This window comes from Amycolatopsis keratiniphila (genome assembly GCF_000400635.2).
GTDB classification, from domain to species: Bacteria; Actinomycetota; Actinomycetes; order Mycobacteriales; family Pseudonocardiaceae; genus Amycolatopsis; species Amycolatopsis keratiniphila.
The window spans coordinates 7,881,693-7,899,005 of record NC_021252.1; the positions used below are offsets into that span (position 1 = coordinate 7,881,693).

20 protein-coding genes and 1 tRNA gene are annotated in these 17,313 nt (G+C 68.9%); 12 read left to right on the top strand and 9 right to left on the bottom strand.

What is annotated here, in order from left to right:
- The first annotated feature begins 46 nt into the window (after positions 1 to 46).
- The gene (locus AORI_RS76360; RefSeq protein ID WP_016337347.1) at positions 47 to 781 is read left to right on the top strand and encodes a DUF2786 domain-containing protein; all 735 of its coding nucleotides are present in this window, start codon (positions 47 to 49) and stop codon (positions 779 to 781) included.
- On the opposite strand, the gene AORI_RS84815 is transcribed toward AORI_RS76360, so the two are convergent.
- Positions 782 to 1,105, bottom strand: a complete 324-nt coding sequence (locus tag AORI_RS84815; protein ID WP_081809744.1) for a CPCC family cysteine-rich protein — start codon at positions 1,103 to 1,105, stop codon at positions 782 to 784.
- A gap of 50 nt (positions 1,106 to 1,155) precedes the next feature.
- On the opposite strand from AORI_RS84815, the gene AORI_RS76370 reads away from it, so the two are divergent.
- The 5 genes from AORI_RS76370 to AORI_RS76390 all read left to right on the top strand — a co-directional run bounded on the left by AORI_RS76370 (position 1,156) and on the right by AORI_RS76390 (position 5,553).
- Positions 1,156 to 1,911, top strand: a complete 756-nt coding sequence (locus tag AORI_RS76370) for a GNAT family N-acetyltransferase (RefSeq protein WP_016337349.1) — start codon at positions 1,156 to 1,158, stop codon at positions 1,909 to 1,911.
- Between the two features lie 28 nt (positions 1,912 to 1,939).
- A complete protein-coding gene (locus AORI_RS76375; RefSeq protein WP_043849182.1) occupies positions 1,940 to 2,281 on the top strand; it encodes an ArsR/SmtB family transcription factor in 342 nt (113 codons plus the stop codon).
- Entirely contained in the window at positions 2,278 to 2,547 is a 270-nt protein-coding gene (locus AORI_RS76380) for a hypothetical protein (RefSeq protein ID WP_016337351.1), read from the top strand. Before AORI_RS76375 ends, AORI_RS76380 begins: the two co-directional genes overlap by 4 nt.
- Positions 2,548 to 2,657: 110 nt before the next feature.
- The gene (locus AORI_RS76385) at positions 2,658 to 4,838 is read left to right on the top strand and encodes an MMPL family transporter (protein ID WP_016337352.1); all 2,181 of its coding nucleotides are present in this window, start codon (positions 2,658 to 2,660) and stop codon (positions 4,836 to 4,838) included.
- Entirely contained in the window at positions 4,831 to 5,553 is a 723-nt protein-coding gene (locus tag AORI_RS76390; RefSeq protein ID WP_016337353.1) for a class I SAM-dependent methyltransferase, read from the top strand. The genes AORI_RS76385 and AORI_RS76390 overlap by 8 nt, the downstream gene beginning before the upstream one ends.
- On the opposite strand, the gene AORI_RS76395 is transcribed toward AORI_RS76390, so the two are convergent.
- Complete coding sequence (locus AORI_RS76395) at positions 5,550 to 6,923, bottom strand: UTP--glucose-1-phosphate uridylyltransferase (protein ID WP_016337354.1); 1,374 nt, start codon at positions 6,921 to 6,923, stop codon at positions 5,550 to 5,552. The two genes, AORI_RS76390 and AORI_RS76395, sit on opposite strands and share 4 nt — an antisense overlap.
- Before the next feature lie 31 nt (positions 6,924 to 6,954).
- Positions 6,955 to 7,527: a 5-formyltetrahydrofolate cyclo-ligase gene (locus AORI_RS76400; RefSeq protein WP_046200052.1), complete on the bottom strand. Its 573-nt coding sequence runs from the start codon at positions 7,525 to 7,527 to the stop codon at positions 6,955 to 6,957.
- A gap of 218 nt (positions 7,528 to 7,745) precedes the next feature.
- Here AORI_RS76400 and glp point away from each other — a divergent pair, with 218 nt between their 5' ends.
- From glp to AORI_RS76425, 5 genes are all read left to right on the top strand, one after another.
- Entirely contained in the window at positions 7,746 to 9,017 is a 1,272-nt protein-coding gene (gene glp, locus AORI_RS76405) for a molybdotransferase-like divisome protein Glp (protein ID WP_016337356.1), read from the top strand.
- The gene (locus tag AORI_RS76410; protein ID WP_016337357.1) at positions 9,017 to 9,688 is read left to right on the top strand and encodes a GNAT family N-acetyltransferase; all 672 of its coding nucleotides are present in this window, start codon (positions 9,017 to 9,019) and stop codon (positions 9,686 to 9,688) included. Before glp ends, AORI_RS76410 begins: the two co-directional genes overlap by 1 nt.
- A gap of 161 nt (positions 9,689 to 9,849) precedes the next feature.
- Positions 9,850 to 10,665, top strand: coding sequence for a divisome protein SepX/GlpR (gene sepX, locus AORI_RS76415; protein WP_016337358.1), 816 nt, complete (start codon positions 9,850 to 9,852; stop codon positions 10,663 to 10,665).
- Between the two features lie 72 nt (positions 10,666 to 10,737).
- A tRNA-Ala gene (locus tag AORI_RS76420) sits at positions 10,738 to 10,810 on the top strand.
- 131 nt (positions 10,811 to 10,941) lie between these two features.
- The gene (locus tag AORI_RS76425) at positions 10,942 to 11,937 is read left to right on the top strand and encodes a phage baseplate protein (RefSeq protein ID WP_016337359.1); all 996 of its coding nucleotides are present in this window, start codon (positions 10,942 to 10,944) and stop codon (positions 11,935 to 11,937) included.
- Here AORI_RS76425 and AORI_RS76430 read toward each other — a convergent pair.
- Genes AORI_RS76430 through AORI_RS76445 form a run of 4 tightly spaced genes read right to left on the bottom strand, consistent with a single transcriptional unit; the run spans position 11,913 to position 14,814 of the window.
- Positions 11,913 to 13,166 (bottom strand): MFS transporter, encoded by a 1,254-nt coding sequence (locus tag AORI_RS76430; protein WP_016337360.1) that lies wholly within the window; start codon positions 13,164 to 13,166, stop codon positions 11,913 to 11,915. The genes AORI_RS76425 and AORI_RS76430 overlap by 25 nt on opposite strands.
- A complete protein-coding gene (locus AORI_RS76435; protein WP_016337361.1) occupies positions 13,163 to 13,510 on the bottom strand; it encodes a VOC family protein in 348 nt (115 codons plus the stop codon). The genes AORI_RS76430 and AORI_RS76435 overlap by 4 nt, the downstream gene beginning before the upstream one ends.
- Positions 13,507 to 13,668 carry a hypothetical protein gene (locus tag AORI_RS76440; RefSeq protein WP_016337362.1) on the bottom strand — a complete coding sequence of 54 codons (162 nt, stop codon included), beginning with the start codon at positions 13,666 to 13,668 and terminating at the stop codon, positions 13,507 to 13,509. Before AORI_RS76440 ends, AORI_RS76435 begins: the two co-directional genes overlap by 4 nt.
- Before the next feature lie 9 nt (positions 13,669 to 13,677).
- Positions 13,678 to 14,814, bottom strand: coding sequence for an MFS transporter (locus tag AORI_RS76445; RefSeq protein WP_016337363.1), 1,137 nt, complete (start codon positions 14,812 to 14,814; stop codon positions 13,678 to 13,680).
- A 77-nt stretch (positions 14,815 to 14,891) separates the two neighbouring features.
- Between AORI_RS76445 and AORI_RS76450 the strand changes: the two genes are divergently transcribed.
- Entirely contained in the window at positions 14,892 to 15,449 is a 558-nt protein-coding gene (locus AORI_RS76450) for a helix-turn-helix domain-containing protein (RefSeq protein ID WP_016337364.1), read from the top strand.
- Position 15,450: 1 nt separating this feature from the next.
- Here AORI_RS76450 and AORI_RS76455 read toward each other — a convergent pair whose 3' ends face one another.
- A complete protein-coding gene (locus AORI_RS76455; protein ID WP_038522339.1) occupies positions 15,451 to 15,858 on the bottom strand; it encodes a VOC family protein in 408 nt (135 codons plus the stop codon).
- A 5-nt stretch (positions 15,859 to 15,863) separates the two neighbouring features.
- Positions 15,864 to 17,261, bottom strand: coding sequence for a pyridoxal phosphate-dependent decarboxylase family protein (locus AORI_RS76460; RefSeq protein WP_043849183.1), 1,398 nt, complete (start codon positions 17,259 to 17,261; stop codon positions 15,864 to 15,866).
- Positions 17,262 to 17,313 lie beyond the last annotated feature (52 nt).

Genomic DNA, 17,313 nt, shown 5'->3' on the forward strand with positions numbered 1-17,313 from the left:
CTCTCTCCTAGATTGATCCGCTCCAACCCAATCAGGAAGGAGGACCATGCCCGACCATGACACGCTGCTCGCGCGCGTCCGGAAACTCCTCGCGAAGGCGGAGGACCCGGCGGTCACCGAGGCCGAAGCCGAGTCGTACAACACCAAGGCCGCCGAACTGATCGCCAGGTACGGCATCGATCAGGCGTTGCTGGCCGCCTCCGGGGCGACCGCCGACGAGATCACCCAGGTCAAGATCCCGATCGACAACCCGTACAGCCGGGACAAGGCGGGGCTGCTCACGAACATCGCGCATCCGCTGCGCTGCCGTGCCCTGCTGCACCGGCTCGGCCAATCGGTCACCGCGGTGACGGTGTTCGGTTTCCGCTCCGATCTGGAGCGGACGGAACTGCTGTACACGAGCCTGCTGCTGCAGGCGACCACCCAGCTGACCAGGGTCCGTCCGGAAAACCGCGTGTTCGCGGGCGAATCGCTGGCCGCGTACCGGCGGACGTGGCTGCACGGATTCTCCGGCGCGGTCTATGAACGGCTCCGCAACAGTGAGGACACCGCGGCCAGGACCCATACGGCCGCCGCCGGTCACCGCTCGGCCGAACTGGTGATCCGGGATCGGACGGCGATGGTCAAACAGGCGTACGATGAGCAATACGGCGACCTGCGCTCGGCTCCGCCGAGGCGGCTGTCCGGCAGCGGCTACCTCGACGGTCACTCCGCCGGCGAGCGCGCCAACCTCAACACCACCGGAATCACCGGACGGCGCCGCGCGCTGCCGGTGCGCTGATCAGTACCGCATCCGCTTCGCCCGCCTGACCTTCGCGTCTTCGGGCAGCGGGCGAGCGCTCCCGTCGACAGGGATCTCGTCCGGTTCCGGAGGCCGCACATGGTGAACATGTGCCTCTTCGCAGGCACCGTGAAGATTGAAGTTCCGCCGAGCCACCGTAAGTGACAGGGCACCGTTGGGCCCACCTCGGACGACGTCGGCGTCATGATCGTCCTGCTGGTCGTCTTCCCAGAAGCAGACCGGGCAGATCTCGAACACGCCGCGCTCGCCCAGCGTGAGATAGCCACAGCAAGAACAGACGTACGCTCCGCCTTCTCTTGTCATACCGGAAAACTACCTCGTGAGAATCGCGTGTCCTCGGGTCTACTGAGGACATGATCGTGATCGAAGACCTGGCCACCCGTCCCGAACTGCGCGAGCCCGCGCTCGCCCTCGGCGGCGTCGGCGGCGAATTCCTCCAGCACGGCCTGGCAGGTCTGCTGGCGAAGTCGTCCCACCTGGCCGCCCGCTGGCCGGAATACTTCCTCGTACTACTGGAAGACGGTGTTCCCGTCGCGAGAACCGCCGCCGTCCCGGTCGGTTTCCCGACGGCCGAACGCCCGGAGCTGCCGGACCACGGCTGGGACGCCGCCCTGATCTGGGCCGCGGAAGACCTGCTGAGCTCCCGTGAGACGAATACGCTGATCGCGCTCGAAGTGATGGTCGCGCCAGGCCGCCGTGGTGGCGGTCTGGCCACAAAAGCGTTGGAAGCGTTGAAAAAGCGTGCTTCGGAGACAGGTATGCGCAAACTCGTCGTGCCGGTCCGCCCGGCCGGGAAGGAGAACGAACCAGAACTGTCCTTTGAGGACTATGTCGCCCGCCGTCGCGCGGACGGGCTGCCGGAGGATCCGTGGCTGCGCACGCACGAACGGCTCGGTGCCCGGTTCGTGAAGGTGGCGCCGTTCGCGATGACGGTCACCGGCACCTTCGCCCAGTGGCAGGCGTGGACCGGCATCGAACTCCAGGACGGTCTGACGGCCGTGCCGGGCGGGATCGCGCCAGTGCTCGCCTCCTCGGCGCTGGACGTCGGCGTCTACACGGAGCCGAACGCCTGGCTCGAGCACCTGGTAGACGGAGCCAGCACCTGCTAGGTTTCTTTGGCATGTGCAGGAGCTCGGCATGACCGCCACCGGACCGTCCGGCGACGAGCTGCTGCGGCTGCTGGGGGCGCTGGCGAATCCGCACCGGTTGCGGATCGTCGCGGCGCTGCGTGCGGAGCGCGCGTATGTCAGCCAGCTGGCGCGAGAGCTCGGCATCAGCCGGGCGCTGCTGCAGCTCCACCTGCGCAAACTGGAGGCGGCCGGGCTCGTGTCGGCCGAACTGGAGCTGTCGGAGGACGGGAAGGCGATGAAGTTCTACGAGGTGAAACCGTTCCTGGTCGAGCTGAGCCCGGACACCATCGCCGTCGCGGCGCCGACGCTGAGCACACCGGCACCGGGTGACGAGGGGGAACGATCGTGAACTGGCATCAATGGCAGGAGGTCGCCGGGCTGATCGGCATCTTCGTGTTCCTCACCGTGGTGATCACGGTGGTCGTGTGGCAGTTCGGCGCGACCATCCGGGCCAGGGGCGCGCTCGCGCGCGAGCAGGAATACCGCAGGCTCGCCGAAAAAGCCGTCCAGGCGCAGGAAGAGACCGAACGCAAACTGACCGAACTCGACGGACGTCTCGCGGATCTCCAGAAAAGCGTGGGCACGGTCGAGCGGATCCTCAAGGAGGTCGACTGACCACCGGTGAAAGACCCTGGGCCGCCGAGCGGCAACTCGACGGCCCAGGAAAGAAGAAGCAAAAACCTCGCCCGAGGCATCTCACTCCTTCACGTAAAGGACTGTAGTTCATGCTGCCCGAAAAGATCGCCGCCTGGTCCATCCGGCATCGCGCGGTCACCCTCGTCGGCTGGGTCGCCCTCGTGGCCGTCGCCCTGCTGTCGGGAATCCTGCTGGACGGTGAAAGCCGCCGGAGCACCGATCCCGGCGAGTCCGGCCGCGCCCAGACCGCTTTGAACGCCCAGAACACCTTCGACCCGTTGCGCGAGAACGTCCTCGTCGAGGCGAAGGAACCCGGCTCGCCGCCGTTCGCCGCGAACGAAGAACTCCGGCGGGCGACCGAAGACCTGGTCACCACGCTCACCACCGGCGGCTCGGTCGCCGACGTCCGCTCACCGCTGGCCGACGGAGGCGCCGAGCGGATCTCGGCGGACGGCACGTCCGGGCTCGTCGGGTTTTCGATCGCGGGCGGGGAGAAGGACATCCGCCCGAACTTCGAGGCCGCGACGGCGCGAGTGGCCGAGGTCGCCGCCCGGCATCCTTCGGTCCGGTTGAGCCAGTCCGGGGATCTGAGCCTGTCGTCCGTGGTCGACAAGGGCATCCGGGAGGACGTCAAACGCTCGGAGCTCCTTTCCCTGCCGCTGACGCTGGTGATCCTGCTGATCGTCTTCGGGGCGCTGGTCGCCGCGTCGGTCCCGTTGCTGCTGGCGGGCACGAGTGTCGCGGCGACGTTCGGCTTCCTGTCGGTCGTCGACGACTTCACTCCGATCAACAGCGCGACGACGGTGATCACCCTGCTCATCGGGATGGCGGTCGGCGTCGACTACTCGCTGTTCTTCCTGAGGCGGCAACGGGAAGAACGCGCGCACGGCCACTCGATCGACGCCGCGACCCGCATCGCGGCACGGACGTCCGGGCACGTCGTGGTCGTCTCCGGGCTCACGGTCGTCCTGTGTGTGAGCGGGCTGGTGCTCACCGGGCTCGACAACTTCACCGGTCTCGCGATCAGCACGGCGTTCGTGGTCGGCCTCGCCGTCCTCGGCTCGGTGACCGTGCTACCCGCGCTGCTCTCGCTGCTGGGCGACAAGGTCGATCGCGGCCGGATTCCCTGGCTGGGCAAGCGGCGCACCACGGCGGAGAAGTCGCGGTTCTGGTCCGCGACCGCCCGTGTGGTCACCCGGCGGCCGGCGTTGTGGGGCGGACTGGGGGCCGCGTTGCTGATCCTGCTCACGCTGCCCGCGCTCGGCATGCGCCTGCAGGATCCGACACCGGCGGAGAGCCTGCCGAAGTCGATGCCCACGATCGACGCCGCTGTCCGCACCCAGGAGGCCTTCCCGGGCGCGGTCTATCCCGCCACTGTGGTGGTGACGGCCCAGAACGGCGGCCCGGTCGACAGCCCGGCCCTGCGGTCGGCGATCACCGATCTCGAACGGCGGATCGGGGAAACCTCGGGCGTACTGAACAAACCCATCGCCGTCGGCGGTGTCGACGAGGCCGTGGTCGTCCGGGTCCCGCTCTCCGGCGCCGGCCGCGACGCGGAATCCGATGCGGCGCTCGCGAAGCTGCGCACCGAAGTACTCCCCGAGACGATCGGGAAGGTGGACGGCGTCGAGTACGCGGTTTCCGGCCGGACGGCGAATGCCCGCGACTTCGCCGACCGGGTGATCGAGCGGATGCCGCTGGTCTTCGGATTCGTCCTGCTGGCGGCGTTCGTGTTGCTGCTGCTGGCTTTCCGGTCGATCCCGGTGGCGATCGTGTCGATCGTGCTGAACCTGCTGTCGATCGGCGCGGCCTACGGCGTGCTCACCTGGATCTTCCAGGACGGCCATTTCGCTTCCCTGCTGGGATTCACCCCGTACGGCGGGGTGGTCGGCTGGCTGCCGATGTTCATGTTCGTCCTGCTGCTCGGGCTGAGCATGGACTACCACATCTTCATCCTCAGCCGGATCCGTGAACGCCGGGCGGAAGGCGCCATCGCCGCGATCGTCCGCGGCACCGGCACGAGCGCCGGCGTGGTCAGCGGCGCGGCGGTGATCATGGTCGGCGTGTTCAGCGTCTTCATCACGTTGAGCGCGATCGAGTACAAGATGATGGGGGTCGGGATGGCGGTCGCCGTCCTGATCGACGCCACACTGGTCCGCGGCGTGCTGCTGCCGGCTTTCTTGGCGCTGCTGGGAGAACGGGCCTGGCGGCGCGGCCGTAAATCCGTGGCTCCCGAACGCGTACCGGAACTATCGTCGCCGAATGCCTGACGCGCTCTTCGCCCACGCCCGGCTCGCACCGATCTACGACGCCTTCGACGGCGCTCGCGACGACCTAGACCACTACCTCGCCATCATCGGCGAACTCGGGGCGAAGAGAGTGCTCGACGTCGGCTGTGGCACCGGCTGCCTGGCCGTTCTCCTGGCCGCGCGCGGGATCGAGGTCGTCGGTGTCGATCCCGCGAAGGCGTCACTCGACGTCGCGAAGGCCAAGGACCCGGAAGGGAAGATCACCTGGATCCATGGTGACGCGAAGGCGGCGGGTGACGTGGGAGCGGATCTCGCGGTGATGACCGGGAACGTGGCCCAGGTCTTCCTGACCGACGACGAATGGAGCCGGACCCTCGAAGGCATCCGCGCCGCGCTGGTGCCGGGTGGTCATCTGGTCTTCGAGATCCGGCGCCCCGGACGCCGGGCATGGGAGGACTGGGCGGCCGACACGGCACACGACACCATCGACGTCCCGGGCGTCGGCGAGGTCGAGCAATGGCGCGAGGTCACCGAGGTGAACCTCCCGTTCGTGTCGTTCCGGTACAGCTACCGGTTCTCCGACGGCGAGGTCGTCACCTCGGACTCGACATTGTGGTTCCGCGAACGCGAAGACCTGGAGTCCTTGCTGACGGAACACGGTTTTCGCGTCCTGGACGTCCGGGACGCCCCCGACCGTCCAGGACGCGAGTACGTTTTCATCGCCCAGCGGGACTAGAGGACTTCGCCGTCCGGGATGGTTTTCGGCCCGGTGATCTTCACATCGCCGCGGACGACGACGTTCTTGCCGAAGGTGACATCACCGTCCACCGCGAGGCTCGTGCACTCCTTGAGCGAAGGCGCGGCCGGGATACGCGCCTCGAAGTCCGGAAGGAGCTTGTAGAACTCCTTGCTCAGCGACACGACCGGCGGCGTGGTGGTGAACTCCGGGACCATCTCCCCGCCGTCGTCGAGCACGTACGCGTCGGACCGGACGACCAGCAGATCGTCGGTGGTCTTGACCGGCGCGAACCGGGTCCGCGGGATCTCGATGGCGCGCGCGCCCTCGACCGAGCCGATCGCCGCGCCCATCGCCGTTTCGAGCTGGATCACCGGCGTGCTGGCGGCGTCGGCGGGATCGACGGTCTTGCGGTTCACGATCAGCGGCAGATGCGGCGCCGCCGGGTCGGCGTCCTGGAGCGCCTTCAGCCGTTCGAGATCGACCCAGATGTTGTTCGTGTTGTAGAAACGCCATTTGCCGACATCGCCGAACGAGTCGTCCCCGTCGGGGACCTGCGCCGATTCACGCAGGACGATCCGGCCGGCGCGCCGCGCGAGATGCCCGCCCTTGCGGTCGGCCGCGGTGCCGCGCACCGTCTCCATCGCGAACGGGATGTCCTCTTTCGCGAGCCATGCCGCGATCCGGGCGTCCGGGAGCGCGCCGAGGTTGTCGGAGTTGGACACGAAACACCAGCGGATTCCCTCCGCCAGCAGGGTTTCGAGCATCCCGCTCACCGCGAGCGCGACGTAGATGTCGCCGTGTCCCGGCGGGCACCATTCGAGCTCCGGGTTCGCGGGCCAGTCGGCGGGCCGCCCGTCGGCGGTGATCTTCGGTTCGCGTCCCTGCAGGAAGTCGGCCGGGATCACGTCGTCGGCGAGATCGGGATACTTCTTCAACAACTCGAGCGAAGGTTCGCGCGTGCCCGCCGAATTCATCAGGATCAGCGGAAGCCGCGCGTTGTACTTCTCCCGGGTCGAAAGCACCTGCATGGCGATGACGTCGAGGAACGTCTTCCCCGGTTTGATCTCCAGCAGCGATTTCGGCCCGGTGAGCCCCATGCTCGTGCCGAGCCCGCCGTTGAGCTTCAGGACGGCGGTGCGGTCCAGCACCCGGCGCGCTTCTTCGGCGTCCGGCTCCGGCAGATCCACGAGCCTGCTGATGTCATCGAGAGGTTCGAGTTCGTTTCCCGGCAATTCACCGGCGCCGGGTTCGGTCAGCTGCTCGAGACGCCGTCGCAGGGCGGCCAGCTCCATGGGGTGGGCGCCCGCGGAACGCATTTTCGACAGCGTTTCGGCGAAATGATCGGACAGGTGCGCTTCAGAGCTCATTGTGCCCTTTCTGAACCACTGCGTCGGGGCGTCAGTCTATTACCGGGCGCGGCGCCAGGCCCTGCTCCGGGGTCAGTACCCCGGTCATGCGGACGTCATGCGGTTCCGCGGGCAATTCGCGCACGAGTTCGGCGTCCCGGACGACGGCGATCAGCGCCGCGCCGGGCGCGGCGAAGGAGAGCGACCGGTCGTAGTACCCGGCGCCGCGGCCGAGCCGGACGCCCGCGTCGTCGACGGCGAGCGCGGGGATCAGCACCAGATCGGCCGTCCCCAGCGTGTCGGGACCGAGGCGGCGCCCGGCCGGCTCGAGCAACCCCCGCAGCCGTCCCGGCCCGAGGCTCGACGAGTCCTCGTAGACGGCCCACTCGAGTGGGCCCGGCACGTCGGGGACGATCGGCAGCAGTACCCGTTTGCCCTGGTCGAGAAGTTGATCAAGCAGCGAGGTCGACCCTGGTTCGGTACCGAACGGAACATAGGCGCACACGACCTCACCCGGCAGCCAGGCGGCGGCCGCGGCGAGCGCCACGGCCTCCCGCGCACGCTCTTCCGACACCTGCGAACGTCGTTCGGCGGTTATCCGGGAACGCCACTCCGTTTTGCTCAGGTGTTCATTGCCGGGCTCGACCACGTGGTCAGGTTAGGCTTCACGCCTATGACAGGCGCAGCGACCACCCCGGCGGCACGGACCACGAGGAGCTTGCCCGATCGGGCGATTTCCGCGGCTTCGGACCGCATCACTCCTGGTAACGGTGGTGAACTTCAGTTCACCGACGGGCCTTCGACGGGTGCCTGGTCGAACGAACGGATCGAGCTCCCCCAGCCATGACGGAACCCATCGCCGAAGCGGCCGAGACCGAAGACGCGGGACAGTTCCGTTCCGTCGAGGATCAGATCTCCCTGACGCTGGACGCCGCGGTACGCCCGCGTCCGGTCCGGGTCGCCATCTCCGAGGCCCAAGGCCTCCTGTGCGCCGAAGAGGTCGTCGCCGAGCACGCGCTGCCCGGTTTCGACCAGGCCGCCGTCGACGGTTACGCGGTGCGAAGTGTCGACGTCCGCTCCGCGGGCCAGGAGCCGGTGCAGTTGCCGGTGGTCGGCGAGATCGCCGCCGGTTCCCGCCAGCCGCGACGGTTGCAGCCGGGACAGGCCGTGCGGGTCGACACCGGCGCGCCGCTGCCCACGCTCGCCGACGCCGTCGTCCCGACCGCCTACACCGACGGCCATCAGGCCAAGGTCACCGTGCACCGGTCGGTGCCGTCGGCCGGTTACGTGCGCCGGACCGGCGAAGACGTGCAGATCGGCGACGTCGCCGTGCGCAAGGGCGACACCATCGGCTCGGCCCAGGTCGGCCTGCTCGCCGCGGTCGGCCGCGCGAAGGTGCTGGTCTACCCGCGGCCCCGCGTTTCGATCGTTTCCGTCGGCGACGAACTGGTCGACATCGACCGCACCCCGTCGGTCGGGCAGGTCTACGACGTCAACTCCTACGCGCTGTCCGCGGCCGCGCGGGACGCGGGCGCCGAGGTGAGCCGCGTCGGCATCGTCCCCGGCGACCCGAAACGCCTGCGGGAGGTCGTCGAAGGCCGTCTGCTGATGTCGGAGATCGTCGTCGTCGCGGGCGGCGCCGGCGGGAGCGCCGGCGACGAAGTGCACGCCGCGCTGTCCGATCTCGGCCACATCGACATGACCCGCGTCGCCATGCACCCCGGCTCCGTGCAGGGTTTCGGCAGGCTCGGCCCCGACTCGGTCCCGACGTTCCTGATCCCCGGCAACCCGATGAGCGCGCTGGTCGTGTTCGAGGTGCTGGTCCGCCCGCTGATCCGCGCCGCGCGCGGCACCCGCAACCCGCACCGCCGGATCGTCGGCGCGCGGCTGCTCTCCCCGATCACCTCGACCAAGGGCCGGAAAGGGTTCCTGCGCGGGCAACTGCTGCGTGACGAGGGCAACGGCGAGTACCTGGTGCAGCCGCTCGGCACCTCCGGCGCGCATCTGCTCGCGTCGCTGGCCGAAGCGAACTGCCTGATCAACATCGACGAAGACCTCACCGAGGTCGCCGCGGGCGAGCAGGTCAAGGTGACCTTCCTGGCCCAGCGGGCGTAATGGGCGCACCGATTTCCGGCGTCGCGTATCCGATCGAGAGCAGGCATCCGGGCTGGCCCGCGAAGCTGGGCCCGCTCCGGGTGCCCGCCGGGATCCTCGCCGTCCGGCCGGTCCGCCTCCGCGACGCCGGCGAGTGGAGCCGCGTCCGGCTGCGCGACCGCGAACACCTGGAAATGTGGGAGCCGACCGGCGTCGGGCCATGGCCGGATCGCAACGCGTATTGGTCATGGCCGTCCCAATGGCTGGCACTGCGCGGCTTGGCCAGGCGCGGTCAATGTCTCCCGTTCACCATCACGGTGGATGGACGCTTCGCCGGACAGATCACTGTGGGTAACGTCATCCGGGCGTCGCTCCGCTCGGCCTGGATCGGCTACTGGGTGTCATCGGACATCGTCCGCGGCGGCGTCGCGACCGGCGCCGTCGCCCTCGTCACCGACCATGTCTTCGACTTCGGCGGGCTGCACCGCCTCGAGGCGACCGTCCGCCCCGAAAACACCCCCAGCCTGCGGGTTCTCGCCAAAGCGGGCTACCGGCAAGAGGGACTTTTCGAGCGTTATCTCGACGTCGCGGGTGGCTGGCGGGATCACTTCTGCTACGCCGTCACCAAGGAGGAGACCGGTGACGGACTGGTCTCACGGCTCGTCTCGAAGGGCCTCGCGGAGCGCGTTTGACCCCGTTACGGGGCCGTTCCGGTGACCGCGTTACCACAAGCTGTGAGATTCACCTAATTTGGTGATGCATTTTCCGTGATCGAAACCGGCGAGTCTGCGCGGCGTGTGTGACTGTTGTGGCTAGCGTGACTACAGCAGTGGATCGGGGGAGGTGACGGGAGATGCCCAGTTCGGTGATCATCGTCGCGCTCGCAGCGGCATGGCTCGTCGTTCTCGTGCCCATGGTCGCCCGCAAGCGCCAGCAGGTCGCACGGACGACGGACTCGGCCTTGGCGGCGCGAGTCGTGCGGAGCGGGAGCACACGCCACGAGGGACCGGAGGAGTTCGCGATGGCGGAAAACACGGAACCATCGGTAGAAGACGACCTGGCCGAACTCGAGGCGGAGCTCGACGCCGACCTCGAAGACGAGGCACCGGAAGCCGAACCGCTTCCCCAGCCCTCGCACACGGCCCGCCCGGAAAGAGAACGCCAGGGCACGGGCTACCGGCCCGGCCGGGGCGGATTCGACCCGGAAGCGGCGGATATCGCCGCCCGCGCCAAGTACGCGTTCCGGCAGCGGGTCGTCATCGCGCTCCTGGTGCTGGTGGTCACCACCGCGGCCGTCGCCGGCTTCCTGACCCCGACGGTCTGGTGGGCCAACGGTGTCGTCGACGCCGTCCTCATCGGCTACCTCGTGTACCTCCGCCGCCAGGTCCGCATCGAGAACGAGATCCGGCAGCGCCGCCTCGCCCGCTTCAACAGCACCCGCGCCCCGCGCCGCCCGGCGATCGACGACGAAGACCACGATGCGCATGAGTCCCGTGAGGACATCGAGGTCGTCGCCACCGAACGCCCGGCCGTCGTGGAACGCAAGCCGTCCCCGATGTCCCGCCTCCGGCGCCAAGCCGTCGTCGTCGACCTCGACGACGAGGACCCGGCCTTCCACGAGCTCGACGAGCCCGGGACCAGGCCTTTCCGACGGGCCTCCGGAGAGTGACCCCCCTGCGTTTGAGCCTCCAGAGCCACTGCTAAGCTCATGGAGCCTCAAACGCAGGGGCAAGCTTCACCAGGGGCTGTAGCGCAGTTGGTAGCGCGTCTCGTTCGCATCGAGAAGGTCAGGGGTTCGATTCCCCTCAGCTCCACAGTTCGAAAGGGTCTTCCCAAGAAATTGGGAAGACCCTTTTTTAGTTGTCGCGCAGTCGGCTTGTACGAATCTTGTACGAGCGTGAAGAACCTTCGATCGGACCGAGAAACCCGACGAAGGCGAGCGCCCATGTCCGAGCAGGTGCCCCCGGATCCCGTCCGATCCCCGTTCTCCCGGCGTTCACTGCTGCGAGCCGGCGGTGGTCTCGCCGCGACGACGGCGCTGCTCGGTACCGGCGCGGTGTTCGCCGGGCCCGCTTCGGCCGCGGTACCGGCGTCCAAGCGGTTCGACCTCACCAAGCCGTCCTACGACGAGTTCCGCAGCAAGATCCTGCACGAATCGCACCACGTGATGCAGGGTTTCGCCTTCGACAACCAGAACGTGCGCATCTTCATCGTGAACGCCCGCAACGGCGGGACCGGAGACGACCTGTGCGTCACCCAGGTCAACTTCTCCGGCGAGATCCAGGGTTCGATGCATCTGAACAACGCCGGGCACGGGGTCTCGATCGGCGTCGAGCCGGTGGGCACCGACTCCTACATCTGGATGGAATGCGACTCGGACGGGCCGACGAGTACGGGGCGCGGGACGGCGCTGGCGCGGTTCAAGTTCGTCAACGGTGGCACGCCATCGGTGACGAAGTTCCTCACCGGCAGCGACACGATCACCTGCGCCACCGATCCGATCAACAAGCGGATCGCGGTACGCCGCAAGGAGGGCGGCAAGATGTTCTACAGCGTCTATCCGCTCGCCTCCGCGGCCGCCGGGAACTTCAGCTCGCCGCTGGCGCATTTCGCGCAGCCCGCGCTGTCCACCGTGCCGGTGACCTTCCAGGGGTACACCATCTACGGCCAATATCTGTACACATTGGACGGTACGGGCCACGCGGATCCCGCCGATATCAACTCCTACGTCACCTGCATCGACATGAACACGGGCACGGTGAAGAGCCGCGCGCTGACCAAGGCGGGCCAGTCCCTGGTGTTCCGCGAGCCGGAGGGGCTCGGGATCTACCGGAGCCTGGCCGGGGAAACCCGGCTGTACATGGGTTTCGGATCGCGTAGCAGCATGGACAACATCAACCGCTACGCGAACCTGTTCTACAAGAACGTCCTTATCGACTGACGACTCGCGGCGAACGCGGCCGCCGCCAGGGCGGCCGCGAAAAGCGCGTACGAGGCCAGCAAGCCGGTGCCGGAGGAGCTCAAGGCGCCACCGACGGCCCTGCCCAGCAATTGTCCGACGCATTCCGCGGTGATGACGGCGGTCGCGAGTTCCGCGGCGGTGAAACCGCTCGCGTCCGCCGTCGTGGCCCTGAGGTACAGACCCGGATACGCGAGCCCGACGCCGATTCCGGCGACGGCCCAGGCGACGAGGGCCGTGGCGAACGAACCGCCGAAGGCCACGGCCGCGGTGCCGAGGGCGGTCAGGCTCAGGCCTACGACAGGGAAGCGCGCCGAGGAGAACTTGGCCGCCACGAGGCTGGTCACCGCCCAGCCGAGCGGGGCGGCGCTCAGAACGATCGCCGCCTGCCCGAGAGTCACGTGGAAAACACTCGTCAGGAGCACGGTGATCAGGCTGTCCGCGCCGAAATAGCCGATCGCGAACAGCACCATCGCCCCGAGCGCGGCGGGGGTTCCCGGCCGGAGCCGCGCGGTGCCCGGCGGCAGGATCGCGACCGTCCCGACGGCGGTGATCGCCGCCCCGGCGAGCGCGAGCGGCCAGAAACCCGCGCTGAACACGACGATCGCGGCCCCCAGCGGCACCGACAGCGTCCACAGCAAGGGCCGTGAAGCGGCATCGGGGGCGTCACCACGGGCGGCACGCACGACCAGCAACCGTCCGAAGAGGACGAACGGCACCGGCAGCAGCAGGGTCCACCGCCAGCCGACGAGGTGTTCCAGGCCGAGGGTCGCGGCCGGACCGACCAAGGCGGGCACGATCCACATCGCCGAAGACGCCGCGATCACGCGGATCCGCAGCCGGTCGTCGAGATGCCGGATCGCCGAGCTGACACCGAAAATCGCCAGCAACCCGCTGGCCAGCCCGGCGGAGAACTGGCCGAGGGCGAACATCCACGCCGTCCGCGCCGACGCGGCCAAGCCGAGCCCGCCGAGGTAGGCGATCATCCCGGCGGCGAGCGTGCCGCGAGGGCCCAGCCGGGCGAGAACCCTGCTCGCCAAGGGAAGCGCGACGAACAGGCCCAGCGTCGAGCCGGCGATCAGGAGTCCGAGGTCGTTCCTCGCGTCGAGATCGACGGCGACGACGGGCAGCAAGGTGGAGGCGACGAAACCGGTGACGGCGGCCGCGAACTCCAGCGCGACGATGCCGACCGCCAGCCGGACTCCCGTCATGTGTAGAGATCTCGGTCGTACCGGTTCAGCTGCACCCAGACCCCGTCCGGATCCTGGACGCGCAGCGAGTGGCCGAAGCCCTCGTCCATCGGCGGCCCAGGGTCGAATCCGGCGGCCCGCAGGCGTTCCGCCACGTCTTCCAGCGGCTCGTCGACCTCGAAGGCCAGCTCGCAGCGGCCCACGTCCTCGCCGGACGCCCGGTGGAGGGCCAGCATCCCGGCCTCGGCGGGCATCTCGACCCAGCCGCCGGGGCGCGACACCGGCCCGGTCCGCAGGCCGAGCACCTCGTAGAACCGCGTCATGGCCTCGACGTCCGCGCTGTAGCGGATCGGCATGATCTTCATCGCTCGCGTTCCTCACTGGTCCGCAGCAGGTACTCCTCCAGCACCCGTTCGACGAACGACGAGAGCGACTCGTCGGCGTCGACAGAGGCGTGCTTCACCCGCTTGATGAGGTCGGGCGGCAGATAGACGTTGAATTGCCGTTTCTCGACCTGAGCCATGCTCGCATGCTAGCAAACGAGCACAAGCGCCACCGTGATCAGCGCCAGACCAGCACCGATCCACGGGATGGCGGCCAGCGAAGCGCCCAGATTCAGCGCCCCGGCGGCGAAGGCCGGGGTGAGGCTGATGCCCAGCTGGAAGGCCGAGACCGTGGTCGCACCGGCGAGGGTCGGGGCGGAAGCGGCGATCGTGAACACCCGCCCGTAGAGCGCCGGATTGAGCACGAAGGCCGCGACGCCCAGCAGGAACACCGTCGGCACGACGACCCAGACGGAAGTGGCGAACAGCGCGAGCATCACCGAGAAGACCGCGATGCCGGCGCCGCCGCCGAGCAGCGCGTGGTGCGGGCGACGGTCGGAGATCCGGCCACCGATCGACAGTCCGGCGAAGGCACCGATCCCGAACAACGCGAGGACCGCGGGGAGCCAGACCGCGGGAACGACGTCCGCGAGCATCGCCGCCAGGTAGTTGAAGGACACCATGTACGCGGCGGTGCTCAGGATGGTGATCGCGTAGACGCCCCAAAGGCGTGGCGTCCGCATGGCGCGCAGCTCCCCCGAAAGGCTGGGTTCCACCGAAGGCGCGGTCGCGGGCAGGCCGACGGCGCACGCGATCACGCCCACGACGGTCAGCGTCACGACACCCCAGAAGCCACCGGTCCAGTCGGTGAGGTTGCTCAGCAGGGTGCCCGCCGGTCCCCCGGCCACCATCGCGACGCTGAGCCCGGTGACGACGACGCCGGAGGCGCGGGCGTTGCGGTCAGGCGTCACCAGGCTGATCGCGGTCACGGCGGCGACCGCGAAGAAGCCGGCGTAGGCGAGACCGGCGACGAACCTGGTGACCAGGAGGAGCCAGTAGTCGTCGGCGAGCAGGCCGACGGCGATGGCGGCGGCGAAGACGGCCTGTGTGGTCATCAGCGCCGTACGCCGCGGCCATTTCAGGCTCAGCACGGCGAACGGCGGACCGCCGAGGACGACACCGAGGGCGAACGCGGTGATGAGCGCGCCCGCGGAGGACAGGGAGACGCCGAGATCGGCCGCGACCGAGGGCAGGACCCCGGCCATCAGGAACTCGGCGCTCCCCATCGCGAACAGGCTGAAGGCGAGGAGGTAGACCCCGGCGGGAAGGCGTTTCGTCTCGATCATGGCGCCAGCATCGGGAGATTCTGGCTGTTTCGGCAAAGAACTTTGCCGGAACCGGGACGAGCTGCTGTGCTGGCCGCATGGAGAGCCAACCCGCCGTCACCGCGGCGATCGAACTGATCGCGCCCCGGCTGCGCCGCGCCAGGGAGAAGAAAGGCACGACGCTGGTGGAGCTCAGCCGCGCCACCGGCATCTCCACCAGCACCCTGTCCCGCCTCGAATCCGGGCAGCGCAAGCCGAGCCTTGAACTACTGCTGCCGGTGATCGCCGCGCTGGGCCTGCGCGTCGACGAGATCGTCGCCTCACCGAGAGTGCTCGAAGCGCCTTCGGACGGCCGGGTGCTCATCCCGCTCACCCGGCACGAAGACGGGCCCCGCGCCTACAAGATGACGATCCCGGCGAGCGACGACGAGCCCCGCACCCGAACGCACGGCGGCCGCGAATGGCTCTACGTGCTGCGAGGCAGGCTGCGGCTCGTGCTCGGCGACCAGGACGTCGTGCTCGGCCCTGGCGAGGCCGCCGAATTCGACTGCCGGACGCCGCATTGGTTCGGCGCCACCGGCCGCGGGCGGGTCGAGGTGCTCAGCCTCTTCGGTGAACAGGGCGAGCGGATCCACGTCCGCGCCCGCACCCGGTGAATCAGACGCGCTGCTGGATACGGATCAGGTTCCCGGACGGGTCACGGACGGCCCCGTCACGCAGGCCGTACGGCTGGTCGGTCGGCTCCTGGATGATCTCGGCGCCCGCCTCCTGCAGGTGCTTGAAGAGGCCGTCGAGATCGTCGGAGGAGAACAGGATCCCCGCGTAGGTGCCCTTGGCCATCATCTCGCTGATCACGCGGCGTTCGTCGTCGGTGATACCCGGGTCGACGGCGGGCGGGTGCAGCACGATCGACACGGGCTGTCCCGGCGGGCCGACGGTGAGCCAGCGCATGCCGTCGTAGCCGACGTCGTTGCGCACCTCGAAGCCGAGGAGGTCGCGGTAGAAGGCCAGTGCGGCTTCGGGGTCGGTCTGCGGGAGGAAGCTCCCGTGAATGGCGATGTCCATGATGGTCACGCTAGGTGAGACCGGTTCTCGACGCTTCTCGATTCCTGATCGCTCTTCCAGGCGGCCTTGATCGCTTCGACACTGCGATCGACGTCCGCTTCGGTCGTGCTCCAGTTGGACACGGAGATGCGCATCAGGCGCCGTCCGCGCCAAGTGGTCGCGCCCATCCAGCACTCGCCGGACCGCTGGAGGGTTTCCACGACGCGGTCCGTTTCGCCGTCGAAGGCGACGAGCACCTGGTTCAGCACCACGTCGTTCACGACGGTGACGCCCTCGCACGCTTCGAGTTTCTCGGCGAACCTCCTCGCCAGCGCGCAGCATCGCTCGACCATCTCGGCGATCCCCTCGCGGCCGAGTTCGCTGAGCGCGGCCCACGTCGCGAATCCTCGCGCCCGGCGGGAGGACTCCGGCACGAAGTCACCCGGCGCTCTCCCGCCGCCGTCACCCTGACCGGTCAGGTATGCGGCGGTGACCGCCATGGCGGCCCTGTGCGACTCGGGGTGGGCGCAGAAGGCGTAGCCGCTGTCGTACGGGACGTTGAGCCACTTGTGCCCGTCGACCGCCCAGGAATCGGCCGCCGCCAGTCCGGTGGTCCATCGCCTGAGCGTGGGAGCGGCGGCCGCCCAGAGCCCGAACGCGCCGTCGACGTGGACCCACGCGTCGTGCCGGTGGGCGATCTCCGTCGCGGCGGCGAAATCGTCGAAAGCACCGGTGTTCACGTTCCCGGCCTGGAGGCAAACGATTGCGGGCCCGTCGAGCGTCCGCTCGAGATCGGCGATGTCGATGGCGCCCTGTCCGTTCGCGCGCACCGGCCGCACGGCGTCGGTGCCCAGGCCGAGCAAGCGGAGCGACCGGTCGATCGACGCGTGCCGCTCCTCTCCGGCGACGACCCGCAGAGGCGGCGCTCCCTGCAGCCCCCGGCGCTCGACGTCCCATCCGGCTCGCGCCAGCACGTGATGCCGGGCGGCGGCGAGGCCGACCGTGTTCGCGCCCTGTCCACCGGTCACGAAGCCGAAGGAGGCACCGGCCGGGATACCGAGGACCTCCTTGAGCCATTCGCCCGCCACCTCCTCGACGATCGCGGCGGCGGGCGAGGTGACCTGGTTGAACGCGGGCTGGTCCCAACCGGTCGCCAGCATGTCGGCCGCGGTCGCGGCGTCGAGCGCGCCGCCGGTGACGAAACCGAAGTACCTTGGCCCGGTGTTCGCCACCAGCGCCGGCTCGACGGCGTCGGCCAGCCGCCGGATCACGTCGGCGGGTGGGACGGGTTTCTCGGGCAGATCCCCGAGTTTTTCGCGGACGCCCGTCGTGTCGTCCGGGAAGACCGGGACGTCGGCGACGTTTTCGCGGTACTGGGCGACGCGAGCGGCGACGCCGGCCAGCAGATCTCGCAACTCACTCATCCGGACGCGCTCCTCCACGATGGTCCCCACGCCATCCTGCCTCGAAAGGCCT